Origin of the sequence: Hyphobacterium sp. SN044, assembly GCF_021864465.1 — a bacterium.
Lineage (GTDB): Bacteria > Pseudomonadota > Alphaproteobacteria > Caulobacterales > Maricaulaceae > Hyphobacterium.
On record NZ_JAKKUV010000001.1, the window covers coordinates 162,362 to 176,431 of the forward strand.

A 14,070-nucleotide genomic window follows, 5' to 3' on the forward strand; every position below is an offset into this window, starting at 1 on the left:
ATCATTAACCACGAGGGCGGCTCCGTGGCGAGGGGAGATCCAGGGTGTTTCTGTCGACGACGACCAACGGAATCGATGCGAAGGGGCGCCTGTCCGTCCCCGCCGATTTCCGCGCGATCGTCCGCAACGGACCCTTCGACGGCATCTATGTCTGGCCGTCCTTCGACGGCGACTATCTGGAAGGTGGCGGGCAATCCTTGATGGATCGCTACCTTCAGATGATCGAAAGCATGGACCCCTACGACGACGCCCGGGTCGCTCTGGAGCGCGCCATCTTCGGCTCCGCCCGTCCGCTCTCCTTCGATGCCAATGGCCGCATCACCCTGCCGAAGCCGTTTGCCGAGCATGCCGGCCTTTCGGACAAGGCGACATTCGTCGGTCTCGGCGCCCGCTTCGAGATCTGGAACCCGGACGTCTACGCCGCGCACGAGGTCGAGGCGCGCAAGTTTGCCCGCGAGAACAAGCGCGCGATGAAGCTGCCGCCCTCGCGGCCGGTGGGGGCGTAGATGAGCCACGCTCCGGTCATGCTGAACGAAGTGATCGCCGCGCTGCAGCCGCGCGACGGCGCGCTCTATATCGACGGCACCTTCGGGGCGGGCGGCTATACCCGCGCCATCCTCGGCGAAGCGGACTGCCGCGTTCTGGGTATCGACCGCGACCCCAACGTCGCGCCGATGGCCGAGCAGGTGAAGGCGCTTTTCCCGGGTCGCTTCGTTCTGGTCCGTGCGCCCTTCTCGGCAATGGACGAGGTGATCGCCGTCAATGGCGGCGAGACGGTCGATGGCATCGTCCTCGATATCGGTGTCTCCTCGATGCAGATCGATCAGGCCGAGCGCGGTTTTTCGTTTGCGAAGGAAGGGCCGCTCGACATGCGCATGTCGGGCGAGGGGCCGAGCGCGGCGGACGCCGTCATGCTCCTGCCCGAGGCCGATCTCGCCGCCATCTTCTGGCATTATGGCGAGGAGAAGAAATCGCGCCGTGTCGCGTCCGCCATCGTGCGGGCGCGCGCCGAGGAAAAGATCGCCACCACCGAGCGCTTGGCCGAGATCGTCGCCAAGGCGGTCGGCGGCAAGCCGGGCCGTATCCATCCGGCCACGCGGACCTTCCAGGCGCTGCGCATCTATATCAATGACGAGCTGGGCGAACTGGCCCGCGCGCTGCACGCTGCCGAGAAGATCCTCGCGCCGGCCGGGCGTCTGGTCGTGGTGACCTTCCACTCACTCGAAGACCGCATCGTCAAAAGCTTCCTGCGCGAGCGCTCCGGCCTGTCGGGCGGTGGCGGTTCGCGGCACATGCCGGAAGCCGAACCGGTCGCCGAGCCGTCCTTCCGACTGCTTCAGCGCAAGGCGCAGGAAGCCGGTGAAGCGGAAACCTCCGAAAACCCCCGCGCGCGCTCCGCGAAGCTGCGTGCGGCCATCCGCACCGATGCGCCGGTCTGGCCGGCCTCGGACGATCTTCTGCCCCCCGCACCGCCGCTGTCCCGTCTGGAGGCCGCCCTATGATCCGTGCGCTCAATCTCCTGGCCTTCGTGGTCGCCGCGGCACTCGCCGTCGCGCTCTACATCGCCAAGACGGAAGCCCAGGGGGCCCAGGAACGTCTCGCTGATCTGCAGCAGCAGCTCTCCGAAGAGCGCCGCCAGATCAATGTGCTGCAGGTCGAAGTCGCGCATCTGGAAGACCCGGAGCGCCTGCGCACGTTGGCGCGTCGCTATCTCGGCTTCGAGCCGCTCGACCCGTCGCGCGAAGTTGCGATGAGCGATCTGCCACTGCTGATCGAACAGGGGCGTGACCCCTATTCCGACGATCTGCTCGCCTCCGATGACGGATCGGGCGCGGAGGTGGTTCCTGCCGGAGGGCGTCCATGAAAAGCTTCTGGCCCTTTGCCCGCCGCCGCGTGACGGCGGAAACCCAGTCAGCCGGCCTGCCGCCGGTCATTGAAGCCGCGCCCTCCGATATGGCGCGGTTTTTGACGCTTGAGGACGAGGAAACCACGGCGCTGGAAGGTGCGCGCCGCCGCCTCACCATGATCGGCGTCGCGCTGGGTTTCGCCTTCACCATTCTCGGCGGGCGCGCCATCATGCTGGCCGTTGCGGGTGATGCTGGTCCGGCCGAGCAGATCGTTGCGGCGGACGGACCGCGCGGCGATCTCGTCGACCGCAATGGCAATGTGCTCGCGACGACGCTGGAAACCTGGTCGCTGTTTGCCGATCCGACCCAGGTCTGGGACGCGGCCGAAACCGCCGAAGCGCTCGCCACTGTCCTTCCCGATCTCGATGTCGAGCAGGTCACGCGCGATCTTTCCACGCGTCGCCGCTTCGTCTGGATCCAACGCAATTTGACCCCGCGCCAGCGCCAGGCCGTGTTTTCGCTCGGCATGCCGGGGCTCGACTTCCGCACAGAGCCGCGCCGCGTCTATCCGCGCGGGCGTCTCGCCTCGCATGTCGTCGGCTTCTCCGACCGCGATCTGAACGGTATTGCCGGGGCAGAGCGGGCCTTTGACGGCGCGCTGGAGGCCGGAGACGGTCGCCCGGTCGCGCTCTCCATCGACATGGGCGTTCAGTATCACGTCGACGAAGTGCTGCGCGCCTCGATGCAGGAATTCCGTGCGCTGGCTGCCGTTGGCGTGGTGATGGACGTGCAGACGGGTGAAGTGCTCTCCATGGTGTCGCTTCCCGATTATGACGCCAACCGGCCTGCCGAAGCGCGGTCAGACGATCGCCTCAATCGCGCCACGCAGGCCGTCTACGAGATGGGCTCGACCTTCAAGGCCTTTACCGTTGCGCTGGGGCTGGAAACCGGCATCGCCCGGCCCGGTGAGACCTTCGATGCGTCGAATCCACTCCGGATCGGTGGTCACACCATCCATGACTTCCACGCCCAGAACCGGGAGTTGACGCTGTCGGAGATCTTCACTCACTCGTCGAATATCGGCTCGTCGCTGATCGCGCTTGAAGCGGGACCGGAAGCGCAGCGCGACCTGCTGCAGCGCCTTCGTCTGCTCGAAGCCGCGCCGATCGAACTGGCCGAGACCGCTTCGCCCCTGCTGCCGCGCCAGTGGGGTCCGACCGAAACCGCAACGATCTCCTACGGCCACGGCCTCGCCGTCAGCCCGCTGTCCGTTGCGGCGGCGTTTGCCGCGATTGCCAATGGCGGTGTCTATGTTCAGCCGACCCTGCAGCCGGTCCGCCCGGGCGAAACGGTTGCCGGCGAACAGGTGCTCGACCCGGATGTCGCGCAGCACGTGCTTGACCTGATGCGCGAAGTCGTCGCGGACGGGACGGGGCGGCGCGCAGAAGTTCCCGGCTACCGCGTGGCGGGCAAGACCGGCACGGCGGAAAAGCCGGACCGGGGCGGCTACAGCCGCAACCGGCTGATCTCGTCCTTCTCGGCTGTCTTCCCGTATGACGACCCGCAATATGTCGTGCTCGTGATGCTCGACGAGCCTCACGGCAATGCCTCGACCTATGGCTATGCGACGGCGGGTTATACCGCCGCGCCGGCCGCGGGTGCCATCATCGAACGGATCGCGCCAATCCTGGGCGTCGAGCGCATCGACGATCCGCTGGAGCGCGCCGCGCTCGTGCGGGCCGCGCTCTCGCCCGACCCCGACATGCCCGAGGCGAGGATCCAGCATTGAAACTCGCCGACCTCATCGATGCGGGATTCTTGCCCCCCGGCGCGGCGGGCATCGACGTTCGCGGCCTCGCGCTCGACAACCGGGCGGTGAAGCCCGGCGATGTGTTCGCGGCACTGCCGGGCGTGAAGACGCATGGCTGGCAGTTTGCCGAAAAGGCGGTTGAAGCCGGGGCGGTCGCAGTTCTGACCGAGACGGGCAAGTCCGGCCTGTCCGTACCAGTGATCGCGGTCGATGATCCCGCGCTTGTGCTGGCGCACGCTGCCGCACGTCTCTACCCGCGTCAGCCCGAAACCGTCGCGGCGGTAACCGGTACGAATGGCAAGTCCTCCACGGTCGACTTTCTGCGTCAGATGTGGACACGCGCCGGGATTGACGGCGCCAGCCTCGGCACGCTGGGCGTGGCGCGCGGGGATGGCCGGGTCGAGACCGGCTACACCACGCCGGACGCGATCGCGCTCCACAAAGCGCTCGACGAATTGGCCGGGCAGGGCGTGACCCATCTGGCGATGGAAGCATCGAGCCACGGTCTGAAGCAGCGGCGCATGCACGGCGTTCGCGTTTCGCTGACCGGCTTCACCAATCTGACCCAGGATCATCTCGACTATCATCCGGATTTTGCCGATTACTTCGCAAGCAAACGAATGCTCTTCACGCAGCTGGCGCAACCGGGGTCTCCGGCCATCATCAACGTCGATTCCGAGTGGGGCGAGAAATTTGTCGAGGCCGCGCAGGCTGCGAAACTCGACGTGATCACCGTCGGCTGGCGTGGCCGCGACTGGCAGATCCGCGAGATCACCCCGCGCCCGGCGAGTCAGCAGATCATCCTGTCCGTCGGCGGCAGGACCCACCGGGTCGAGCTGCCCCTCGTCGGTGAGTTCCAGACCGCGAATGCCGTGGGTGCGGCCGCGCTGGCGGCCTATTCGGGTGTTGATACCAAGGCCGCGATCGAGGCGATCAACCACCTGGCCGGTGTGCCGGGCCGATTGGAAGAGGCCGCACGTACGAGGGACGGCGCGCCGATCCTTGTCGACTACGCGCACACGCCCGATGGCCTCGACAAGCTGCTCCGCGCGGCGCGTCCGCATACAAAGGGACGGATCATTCTCGTGTTTGGTTGCGGCGGTGACCGCGATCCGACCAAGCGCGACAAGATGGGCGCCATCGCCGTACAGCTTGCCGACGAAGTCATCGTCACCGACGACAATCCGCGATCCGAGGACGCTGCGGCCATCCGCCAGGCGATCCTGCGCGGCGCGCAAGGCGCGACCGAGATCGGCGACCGTGCCGAGGCCATTCGTGCCGGGGTCGCGATGCTGCGGCCGGGAGACGCTCTGGTCCTCGCCGGCAAGGGGCATGAAACCGGTCAGAAGGTTGGCGACATTGTCCATCCCTTTGACGATCGCGAAGAGGCGCGCAAGGCCATCGCCGAACGGGAGGGCGGACAATGACCGAACCCTTGTGGACCGCCCGAGAGGCGCTCGCCGCGACAGGCGGGCTGCTGACCGATTCCAAGGACTGGGTCGCGGAAGGCGTGTCGATCGATACGCGCACACTGAAACCCAACGACCTTTTCGTCGTTCTGAAGGACCAGCGCGATGGCCATGACTTCGTGCCGGACGCCATGGCGCGCGGCGCGGTCGCGGCATTGGTCGAGCGCGGCGATTGCGGGCCGGGCCCCCACCTGCTGGTCCCGGATTCACTGGACGGCCTGCGGGCCCTGGCACGCGCCTCCCGTGAGCGATCAAAGGCGATCCGCGTCGCGGTTACCGGCAGTGTCGGGAAGACCTCGGTCAAGGAAGCGCTCGCGGCCGTCTTTCGCGCGGCCGGCAAGGCGCACTGGTCTGAGAAGTCCTATAATAATCACTGGGGCGTGCCGCTCACGCTCGCGCGCATGCCGCGCGGCACCGAGCGCGCCGTCTTTGAAATGGGCATGAACCATGCCGGCGAGATCCGCGAACTGACGACTTTGGTCCGCCCTCATGTCGCGCTGATCACCCGGATCGGTCCGGCGCATCTCGAAAATCTCGGCTCGATGGAAGCGATTGCCGACGCGAAGTCCGAGATTTTCGAAGGGCTTCTGCCGGACGGTGTGGCCATCTATCCGGCGGACGATCCCTTCGGGGCGCGCCTCGCTTCGCATGCGAAGGAAACGGCGGCGGGTTTCCTGCTCGATTTCGGGCTCACACCCGGCGCGGCGATTTCGGTGACCGGTTTCGAGAGCGGCCCGAGCGGATCGAATGGTCAGGTTTCGGTGCTTGGCAAGACGGTGCCGTTTGCGCTGCGCGCCGTCGGCGATCACTGGGCCTGGAATGCCGCAGCGATCTTCGCGGCCGGAATCGCCTCGGGGATCGACGCCGAACAGGTCGCCGACGCGCTGGCTGCGGTCGAGCCGGAGGCGGGCCGGGGCCGGGCGGCGAAGATCGCCCTCCCGGACGGGGAATTCACCCTGCTGGATGACAGCTACAACGCCAACCCGGTGTCGATGCGTGCCGGCCTGTCCGTGCTCGCCGCGACCGTGCCGGAACGCGGCGGAAAGCGGATCGCAGTCCTGGGCGAAATGCTGGAACTGGGCCCTGACGCGCCGAAACTCCATGCCGATCTGGCGGACGCGGTAAAAGCGGCGGGGGTGAACACGGTCGTCCTGTGCGGCGGGCTGATGAAGCACCTGCAGGACGCCTTGCCCGCCGGGATCGAAACGATCTATGCGCTCGACGCCGAAGCCGGGATCGGCGCGCTGGCCGAGCAACTGGGCGACGGGGATGTCGTCTTCATCAAGGGATCGAATGCGTCGGGCGTCCACCGGATCGCCCGTGCGCTGACCGAAGGCCGCGCCTTCGGTGGGGGGAAGGACCGCTAGACCATGCTTTACTGGCTGCTCGCACCGCTCGGCGAGGACATCACCCTTCTCAACCTGTTCAACTACATCACCTTCCGGACCGGCGGCGCGATGATGACCGCGCTCGCCTTCGTCTTCATCTTCGGCTCGCCCTTCATCCGCTGGCTGCGCAAGAAGCAGCGCGAGGGCCAGCCGATCCGCGAAGACGGCCCGGAGCGCCACATCATCGAGAAGGCCGGAACGCCGACCATGGGCGGCTTCCTGATCCTGACCGGCATGCTGCTCGCGACGCTGTTGTGGGGCGATTTGTCGAACCCCTATCTGTGGGTCGTGATTTTCGTCACGGCCGGTTACGGCGCGATCGGCTTCGTCGACGACTACCGCAAGGTCACGAAGCGTTCTTCGGCCGGATTGCCCGGCTCCGCCAAGCTGGTGTTGCAATTCCTCATCGCCGGGGCGGCCGTCTTCTGGATGACGCAACTCCTCTCGAACGCACCGGACGTTCCGGAAGGGTTCGCGACCTCGATCGCCATGCCCTTCTTCAAGGACGTGCTGATCCCGCTGGGCCCGCTCTTCCTGGTGTTCGGCACGCTGGTGATCGCCGGGGCGTCGAACGCGGTGAACCTGACCGACGGGCTCGATGGCCTGGCCATCGTGCCGGTGATGATCGCCGCGGCCAGTTTCGGCTTCATCGCCTACATCGTCGGCAACTTCGTCTTCGCGAACTATCTGCAGCTGAATTTCACGCCCGGCACGGGCGAGCTGGCCGTCTTCTGCGGCGCACTGCTCGGCGCATCGCTCGGCTTCCTCTGGTACAACGCCCCGCCAGCCATGGTCTTCATGGGTGATACCGGTTCGCTCTCGCTGGGCGGTGCCATCGGAACGATCGCCGTCGCGGTGAAGCACGAGATCGTGCTGGCGATCATCGGCGGCCTGTTCGTGCTCGAAGCCGTGTCAGTCATGGTGCAGATCGCCAGCTTCAAGCTGTTCGGCAAGCGCGTCTTCAAGATGGCTCCGATCCACCACCATTTCGAGAAGATGGGCTGGCAGGAGCCGACCATCGTGATCCGCTTCTGGATCATCGCCGTCATTCTCGCCCTCATCGGCCTGTCCACTCTGAAGCTGAGGTAGCCCATTCATGATCCCGGTTCGCGAATTCGAGGGGCGCAGCGTCGCCGTCTTCGGGCTCGGCCGTACCGGGATTGCGGCTGCGAAGGCGCTCGCCGCGGGCGGAGCGAATGTGCTCGCCTGGGATGATAATGCCGACACGCGGGAGAATGCGAAAAAGGCCGGGATCGAGCTCGAAGACCTCGGCCGCCGCGACTGGGGCGACATTGCCGCTCTTGTCCTGTCCCCTGGCGTGCCGCTGACCCATCCCGCGCCGCACCGCATGGTCGAGTTCGCACGTACGGTCGGGGCGGAAGTGATCGGCGACATGGAATTATTCGCCCGCACGATCAACGCGCTGTCCGAGGCCGATCGACCGCAAATCGTGGGCATTACCGGCACCAACGGCAAGTCCACCACGACGGCGCTGATCGGCCATATCCTCAAGAAGGCGGGCCGCGAGGCGCATGTCGGCGGCAATATCGGCGACGCGGTCCTGGGCCTGCCCGCACCACGCCCGGGCTCGGTCTATGTGCTGGAGCTGTCCAGCTATCAGCTCGATCTGGTGTCCAGCCTCAAGCTCGACGTTTCGGTCTTCCTCAATCTCACGCCCGATCATATCGACCGGCATGGCGGCATGGCCGGATACCTCGCCGCCAAGAAGCGCATCTTCCTCAATCAGAATGCGACCGGCACCGCCGTGATCGGTGTCGATGATGATTACACGCGCGGGGTCTGCTCCGGCCTGATGTCGGGCGGACCGATGACCGTCGTGCCGGTCTCGTCCGGCCGGGCCCTGTCAAAGGGCATGTATGCGCTGGGCGGCAAGATCTATGACGCCACCAATGGCCATACCGAAACCGTTGCCGATCTGGCGCAGGCCAAGGCACTGCCCGGCCGTCACAATGCCCAGAATGCCGCCGCGGCTTTCGCCGCCGTCCGCGCGCTCGGTGTCGATGCCCGGACCGCGGCGCAGGCGATGAAGTCCTTCCCCGGACTGCCCCACCGCGCCGAGCGTGTGGGGGAGCGAGACGGTATCCTCTTCGTCAACGACTCCAAGGCGACGAATGCCGACAGCGCCGCCCAGGCCCTCGGCTGCTGGGACACGATCTACTGGATCGCTGGCGGGCAGCAGAAGGAAGGCGGCATCGAGCCGCTCCGGGCCTTCTTCCCGCGCATCGCCAAGGCCTATCTGATCGGCGAGGCCCAGGACGCCTTCGCCAGGACGCTCGGAAACGAGGTTGCCTACGAGAAGGCCGGGACGCTCGAAAACGCCCTCGATCTCGCCCTTCGGGATGCCTCGGAAGGCGGACGGAAAAATCCGGTCATTCTTCTTTCACCTGCCTGCGCCAGCTTCGACCAGTTCAAGAGCTACGAGCATCGCGGCGACGTCTTCCGCGCGCTCGTGAAGAACCGGCTGAACGGGCCGGAGCGGGGGGCGGCATGATCGCGGCACGGGCGCGGGAATTGAATGACTGGTGGCGCGGGCTCGACCGGACACTGCTCTTCGTCGTCTTCGCGCTGATCTGCGTCGGACTGGTCCTGTCGCTTGCGGCGAGCCCGGCGGCGGCGGAACGTATCGCCCGTGCGGCGGGCCGCGACCCGTCGCAGGCGAACCAGTTCATCTTCCTCTACAAGCAGATCTTCTTCGCCGGGGCGAGCGTTCTGACACTACTTTTTGTGTCGAGCCTTTCGCCCAAGGGCGCGCGGCGGCTCGCCGGCCTGGTGCTGGTCGGGTCATTCGGCCTGATGCTGCTCACGCTTTTCGTCGGGTATGAGGTCAACGGCGCGGCGCGCTGGCTGCGTTTCGGTCCCTTCTCGATCCAGCCCTCGGAATTCCTGAAGCCTTCGCTCATCGTGGTCGCGGCCTGGCTGTTCGCGGAATCCCGGCGCGGAGCACCGATCCCGGGCCATCTCGTGGCTTTCGGTCTCTACCTGTTCGCCGTCGCCCTGCTGATCGCGCAGCCGGACTTCGGCCAGACGGTTCTGCTCACACTGTGTTTTGGCGGCGTCTTCTTCGCCGCGGGCCTCAGCTGGCGCTGGGTCGCCGCCCTCTCGGCCATGGCGGTAGCGGGTGCGGTCGCGGCCTATGTCTTCCTGCCGCACGTGGCGTCGCGCATCGAGCGCTTCATCAACCCGGAGTCCGGCGACACCTACCAGATCGACCGGGCAATGGAGGCGATTGCGCGCGGCGGCATAGCCGGCGCCGGGCCGGGCGAGGGCGAGGTGAAACGCTTTCTGCCTGACGCCCACACCGACTTCATCTTCGCGGTAGCTGCCGAGGAATTCGGCCTCTTTGCCTCGCTCGCCATCATCGGCCTTTTCGCCATTCTGGTCGCGCGTGCCTGGACCAATGCCATGCGCCTGACCGACCACTTCGCCCAGTTGGCCGTGGCCGGCCTCGCGCTGCAATTCGGTCTGCAGGCCATCGTCAACATCGCGGTCAATCTCAGCCTGATTCCGCCCAAGGGCATGACGCTGCCCTTCGTGTCCTATGGCGGTTCGTCCATGGTTGCGTTGGCGCTGGGTGCCGGTTTCATGCTCGCCTTCACCCGCCGCAGACCGGGCGCCTACGCGCTGAGGTTCGCCCGATGAGCGGCCGCCGGCTGCTTCTGGCGGCGGGCGGAACGGGCGGTCACATCTTTCCCGCCCGTGCGCTGGCCGACGAGATGATCGCGCGCGGCTGGACCGTGCGCCTGATCACCGACGCACGCGGTCTGAAACACACCGAAGGTTTCCCGGCCGAAACGGTCGACCAGATCCGCGCCGCCAGCCCGTCGACGAAAAATCCCGTCAAACTGGCCAAGGCCGTGCTCGACCTGATGGCGGGCATCGGCCAGGCGAAAAAGATCGTCCGGAACTGGAAACCTGACGTTGTCGCGGGCTTCGGGGGCTATCCGGCCTTTCCGGCCCTGTGGGCGGCGCGGGCGGAGAAAATCCCCTTCGCGATCCATGAACAGAATGCGGTGCTCGGCCGTGTGAACCGCGTCTTCGCGAAGAAAGCCGGGGTGGTCGCCAGCGGCTTTGCCCGGCTGGACCGCGCACCGCGAAACACCAGGCGCCTGATCACCGGCAATCCGCTGCGCGCCCCGATCCTCGCCGCCCGCGAAGCGGGTTATCCGGCGCTCGACGGGGAGGGATCGATCCGCCTCCTCGTCCTCGGCGGCAGTCTCGGCGCGCGCCTGCTTTCGGAGACTGTGCCGCAGGCCGTGGCCGATCTCCCGGAATGGCTACGATCGCGCCTTGAAGTTGCCCAACAGACCCGGGAAGAATCCCTTCCCATGGCACGGGAAATCTATCAGCAGGCAGGCGTGACGGCGGAATGCGCCCCCTTCTTCTCCGATGTCGGGGACCGGCTGGCTGCGGCGCATTTCGTGATCGCCCGTGCGGGGGCGTCGAGCGTGTCGGAGATCGCCGCCACCGGGCGTCCGGCCCTGTTCGTGCCGCTCGCCATCGCGACCGACGATCACCAGACGGCGAATGCCGCCGATCTGGTCGAGGCCGGAGCGGCGGACAGCGTGCCGGAAACGGAATTCACACCCGCCGCGCTGGCATCGCTGCTTGAAGTGCGGCTGGCGAACATCGAAGACCTCAAGCAGCGCGCCGGGCGGGCGCGGGCGCTCGGCAAGCCCGACGCCGCCGGCCTGTTCGCCGACGCGCTGGAATCGATTGCGAAGGAAACATCCCAGTGAAGAAATCCGCGGCCCTGCCCCTGCGTGTCGGCCCCATCCATTTCGTCGGCATTGGCGGCATTGGCATGTCGGGCATCGCCGAAGTGATGCTCAATCTTGGCTATGACGTGCAGGGCTCCGACATCAAGGCGAACCCGAATGTGGAGCGTCTGCGGGAACGCGGTGCGCGCGTTTCGATCGGCCACAAGGCGGAGAATATCGAAGGGGCGGGCGCCATCGTGGTGTCGACCGCGATCAAGCGCGACAATCCCGAACTGGCCGCAGCGCGCGAGCGCAAGATCCCGGTCGTCCGACGCGCGGAAATGCTCGCCGAACTGATGCGCCTCAAATACTCGGTCGCCATCGCCGGCACGCACGGCAAGACCACAACGACGTCCATGGTCGCCGCGCTGCTCGACGCCGCCGATCTCGACCCGACGGTGATCAATGGCGGCATCATTTCCGCCTACGGATCGAATGCGAAAATGGGCGAGGGCGACTGGATGGTCGTCGAGGCCGACGAGAGCGATGGCAGCTTCCTGAAGCTTCGCGCCACGGCCGGTATCGTGACCAACATCGATCCCGAGCACATGGAGCACTATTCCAACTTCGACGCGATCCGCGCCGCCTTCCGGCAATTCGTCGAAGGCCTGCCCTTCTACGGCTTTGCCGTTCTGTGCACGGACCATCCGGAGGTGCAGTCGCTCGCCAGCCGAATAGAGGACCGCAAGGTCATCACTTACGGCTTCAACCCGCAGGCCGATGTGCGCGGCGAGAACCTGCGCCCGGAGACCGGCGGCACGATGTTCGACATCGTCTTCCGCAACGGCACGACCGAGATCTGGAAGGATTTCTTCCTGCCCATGGTCGGCCAGCACAATGTCCAGAACGCGATCTCTGCGCTCGCCGTCGCGCGCCAGCTCGGCGCGAGCGAGGACAGCGCGCGCAAGGCGCTCGCCGGGTTTGGCGGCGTGAAGCGCCGCTTCACGCGGACCGGCGAATGGAAGGGCGCGACCATCATCGACGATTACGGTCACCACCCGGTCGAAATCGCCGCCGTCCTGAAAGCCGCCCGCCAGGCCACCAAGGGCAGGGTGATCGCGGTGATGCAGCCGCACCGATACACCCGCCTGCACGACCTGTTCGAGGATTTCTCGACCTGTTTCAACGACGCCGACAGCGTGCTGGTCGCGGATGTCTACGAGGCGGGCGAAAGCCCGATCGAGGGCGCGGACCGCGACCACCTCGTCGCCAGCCTGCGTTCCCATGGTCACCGCGATGCGTCGGGCGTGACGCGCGAAACCGTCGCCGAAGCGGTGTCGAAGCGCGCGGGCGAGGGCGACCTCGTTGTCTGCCTCGGCGCGGGCGACATCACCGCCTGGGCCTATGCCCTGCCGGAAGAACTGAAGGCGTTCGGTTAGTGTTCCTGGATTCACTCATTCTGTTCTTTCTCCCCCCGCTTGCGGGGGGAGTGCCCCGGATGAAGTCCGGGGCGAGGGGGGGATTTCCCCCCTCCGTCAGCTTCGCTGGCACCTCCCCCGTGAACGGGGGAGGAAAGAGGGCGTGTATATGAGTTGGCCGTCCCTCATCAGCCGCCTGCCGCAGGTGCGCGGCAAATATGTCGAGAACGCCCCGCTGGCCGATGTGACCTGGCTGCGCGTCGGTGGTCCGGCGCAAGTGCTCTACCTGCCGGCCGACGAAGCCGATCTCGCGCGCTTCCTGGCCGAAACCCCCGAGGATATTCCCGTCACCGTTCTCGGGGCTGGGTCGAACATGCTGGTGCGCGATGGCGGCGTGCCGGGCGTAACGGTGCGCCTGACCGCGCCGTTTGGCCGGGTGACGACCGAGGACGGCGCGCGCGTCCGCGCCGGGGCCGCTGCGCTCGACAAGAAGGTCGCCCAGACCGCCGCGAAGGCGGGCATTGGCGGGCTCGAATTCTTCACCGGCGTGCCGGGCCTGATCGGCGGCGCGCTGCGGATGAATGCCGGCTGTTACGACCGCGAAACGAAGGACGTGCTGATCGAGGCCGCCGCGCTGGATCGTATGGGGCGCCGCATCGTCGTGAAGGCGGATGAGCTTGGCTACGCCTATCGTCACAGCGACGCGCCGGAGGATTGGATCTTCGTCGAGGCGCTGTTTCAGGGTGAGCCGGACGACGCCGATACCGTAACGGCCCGCATGGACGAGATCACCGCCCGCCGGGAATCGACCCAGCCCATCAGGGAAAAGACCTCCGGCTCGACCTTCCGCAATCCCGATCCGCCCGGCACGCCGGACCAGCGCAAGGCGTGGAAGCTGATCGACGAAGCCGGCTGGCGCGGCAAGCGCATTGGCGGCGCGCGCTTCTCCGAAATGCACGCCAACTTCCTGATCAATGACGGGACGGCGACCGCCGCAGACCTTGAAGCCGTGGTCGAGGGCGCACGCGCCGACATTCGCGCCGCGACCGGCATCGACCTCGAATGGGAGGTCAAGCGCATCGGGGTGGAGACTGACGCGTGAATGCGCTCTTTGTCTGTTCGGCGAACAAGCTTCGCAGTCCGACGGCAGAGCATGTGTTCGCGAAGTGGGACGGGATCGAGACGGACTCCGCCGGACTGTCCGATGACGCCAGCGTTCCGCTCTCGCCGGAACAGATCGAGTGGGCCGACGTCATCTTCGTGATGGAGAAGACGCATCGGAACCGCTTGTCGAAGAAGTTTCGCCGTTATCTCGACGGCAAGCGGGTGATCTGTCTCGGTATCCCCGACGACTATGAATTCATGGACCCCGAGCTGATCCGCCTGCTCGAGGCCCGGGCCGGAAAATTTCTGAGGTAGG

The 14,070-nt window shown here is 66.5% G+C and carries 13 protein-coding genes; all 13 read left to right on the forward strand.

The genetic code is table 11. From position 1 onward, the window contains the following. Positions 1 to 44 precede the first annotated feature (44 nt). The 13 genes from L5876_RS00845 to L5876_RS00905 all read left to right on the forward strand — a co-directional run bounded on the left by L5876_RS00845 (position 45) and on the right by L5876_RS00905 (position 14,069). Positions 45 to 506 carry a division/cell wall cluster transcriptional repressor MraZ gene (locus L5876_RS00845; protein WP_236954197.1) on the forward strand — a complete coding sequence of 154 codons (462 nt, stop codon included), beginning with the start codon at positions 45 to 47 and terminating at the stop codon, positions 504 to 506. Next, entirely contained in the window at positions 507 to 1,502 is a 996-nt protein-coding gene (gene rsmH, locus L5876_RS00850; RefSeq protein ID WP_236954198.1) for a 16S rRNA (cytosine(1402)-N(4))-methyltransferase RsmH, read from the forward strand. Next, the gene (gene ftsL, locus L5876_RS00855) at positions 1,499 to 1,864 is read left to right on the forward strand and encodes a cell division protein FtsL (RefSeq protein ID WP_236954199.1); all 366 of its coding nucleotides are present in this window, start codon (positions 1,499 to 1,501) and stop codon (positions 1,862 to 1,864) included. The genes rsmH and ftsL overlap by 4 nt, the downstream gene beginning before the upstream one ends. Beyond that, the gene (locus tag L5876_RS00860; protein WP_236954200.1) at positions 1,861 to 3,636 is read left to right on the forward strand and encodes a penicillin-binding protein 2; all 1,776 of its coding nucleotides are present in this window, start codon (positions 1,861 to 1,863) and stop codon (positions 3,634 to 3,636) included. Before ftsL ends, L5876_RS00860 begins: the two co-directional genes overlap by 4 nt. Further along, positions 3,633 to 5,084, forward strand: a complete 1,452-nt coding sequence (locus L5876_RS00865; RefSeq protein ID WP_236954201.1) for a UDP-N-acetylmuramoyl-L-alanyl-D-glutamate--2,6-diaminopimelate ligase — start codon at positions 3,633 to 3,635, stop codon at positions 5,082 to 5,084. The genes L5876_RS00860 and L5876_RS00865 overlap by 4 nt, the downstream gene beginning before the upstream one ends. Continuing rightward, positions 5,081 to 6,493 (forward strand): UDP-N-acetylmuramoyl-tripeptide--D-alanyl-D-alanine ligase, encoded by a 1,413-nt coding sequence (murF, locus tag L5876_RS00870; RefSeq protein ID WP_236954202.1) that lies wholly within the window; start codon positions 5,081 to 5,083, stop codon positions 6,491 to 6,493. Before L5876_RS00865 ends, murF begins: the two co-directional genes overlap by 4 nt. A 3-nt stretch (positions 6,494 to 6,496) precedes the next feature. Further along, positions 6,497 to 7,603: a phospho-N-acetylmuramoyl-pentapeptide-transferase gene (gene mraY / locus L5876_RS00875; protein ID WP_236954203.1), complete on the forward strand. Its 1,107-nt coding sequence runs from the start codon at positions 6,497 to 6,499 to the stop codon at positions 7,601 to 7,603. Between the two features lie 7 nt (positions 7,604 to 7,610). Further along, positions 7,611 to 9,026 carry a UDP-N-acetylmuramoyl-L-alanine--D-glutamate ligase gene (gene murD / locus L5876_RS00880; protein ID WP_236954204.1) on the forward strand — a complete coding sequence of 472 codons (1,416 nt, stop codon included), beginning with the start codon at positions 7,611 to 7,613 and terminating at the stop codon, positions 9,024 to 9,026. Then, positions 9,023 to 10,174: a putative lipid II flippase FtsW gene (ftsW, locus tag L5876_RS00885; RefSeq protein ID WP_236954205.1), complete on the forward strand. Its 1,152-nt coding sequence runs from the start codon at positions 9,023 to 9,025 to the stop codon at positions 10,172 to 10,174. The genes murD and ftsW overlap by 4 nt, the downstream gene beginning before the upstream one ends. After that, positions 10,171 to 11,271 (forward strand): undecaprenyldiphospho-muramoylpentapeptide beta-N-acetylglucosaminyltransferase, encoded by a 1,101-nt coding sequence (gene murG / locus L5876_RS00890; protein ID WP_236954206.1) that lies wholly within the window; start codon positions 10,171 to 10,173, stop codon positions 11,269 to 11,271. The genes ftsW and murG overlap by 4 nt, the downstream gene beginning before the upstream one ends. Then, positions 11,268 to 12,671: a UDP-N-acetylmuramate--L-alanine ligase gene (gene murC / locus L5876_RS00895; RefSeq protein WP_236954207.1), complete on the forward strand. Its 1,404-nt coding sequence runs from the start codon at positions 11,268 to 11,270 to the stop codon at positions 12,669 to 12,671. The genes murG and murC overlap by 4 nt, the downstream gene beginning before the upstream one ends. A 148-nt stretch (positions 12,672 to 12,819) precedes the next feature. Then, positions 12,820 to 13,752: a UDP-N-acetylmuramate dehydrogenase gene (gene murB / locus L5876_RS00900; RefSeq protein ID WP_236954208.1), complete on the forward strand. Its 933-nt coding sequence runs from the start codon at positions 12,820 to 12,822 to the stop codon at positions 13,750 to 13,752. Then, entirely contained in the window at positions 13,749 to 14,069 is a 321-nt protein-coding gene (locus tag L5876_RS00905) for a low molecular weight protein tyrosine phosphatase family protein (RefSeq protein WP_236954209.1), read from the forward strand. Before murB ends, L5876_RS00905 begins: the two co-directional genes overlap by 4 nt. Position 14,070 lies beyond the last annotated feature (1 nt).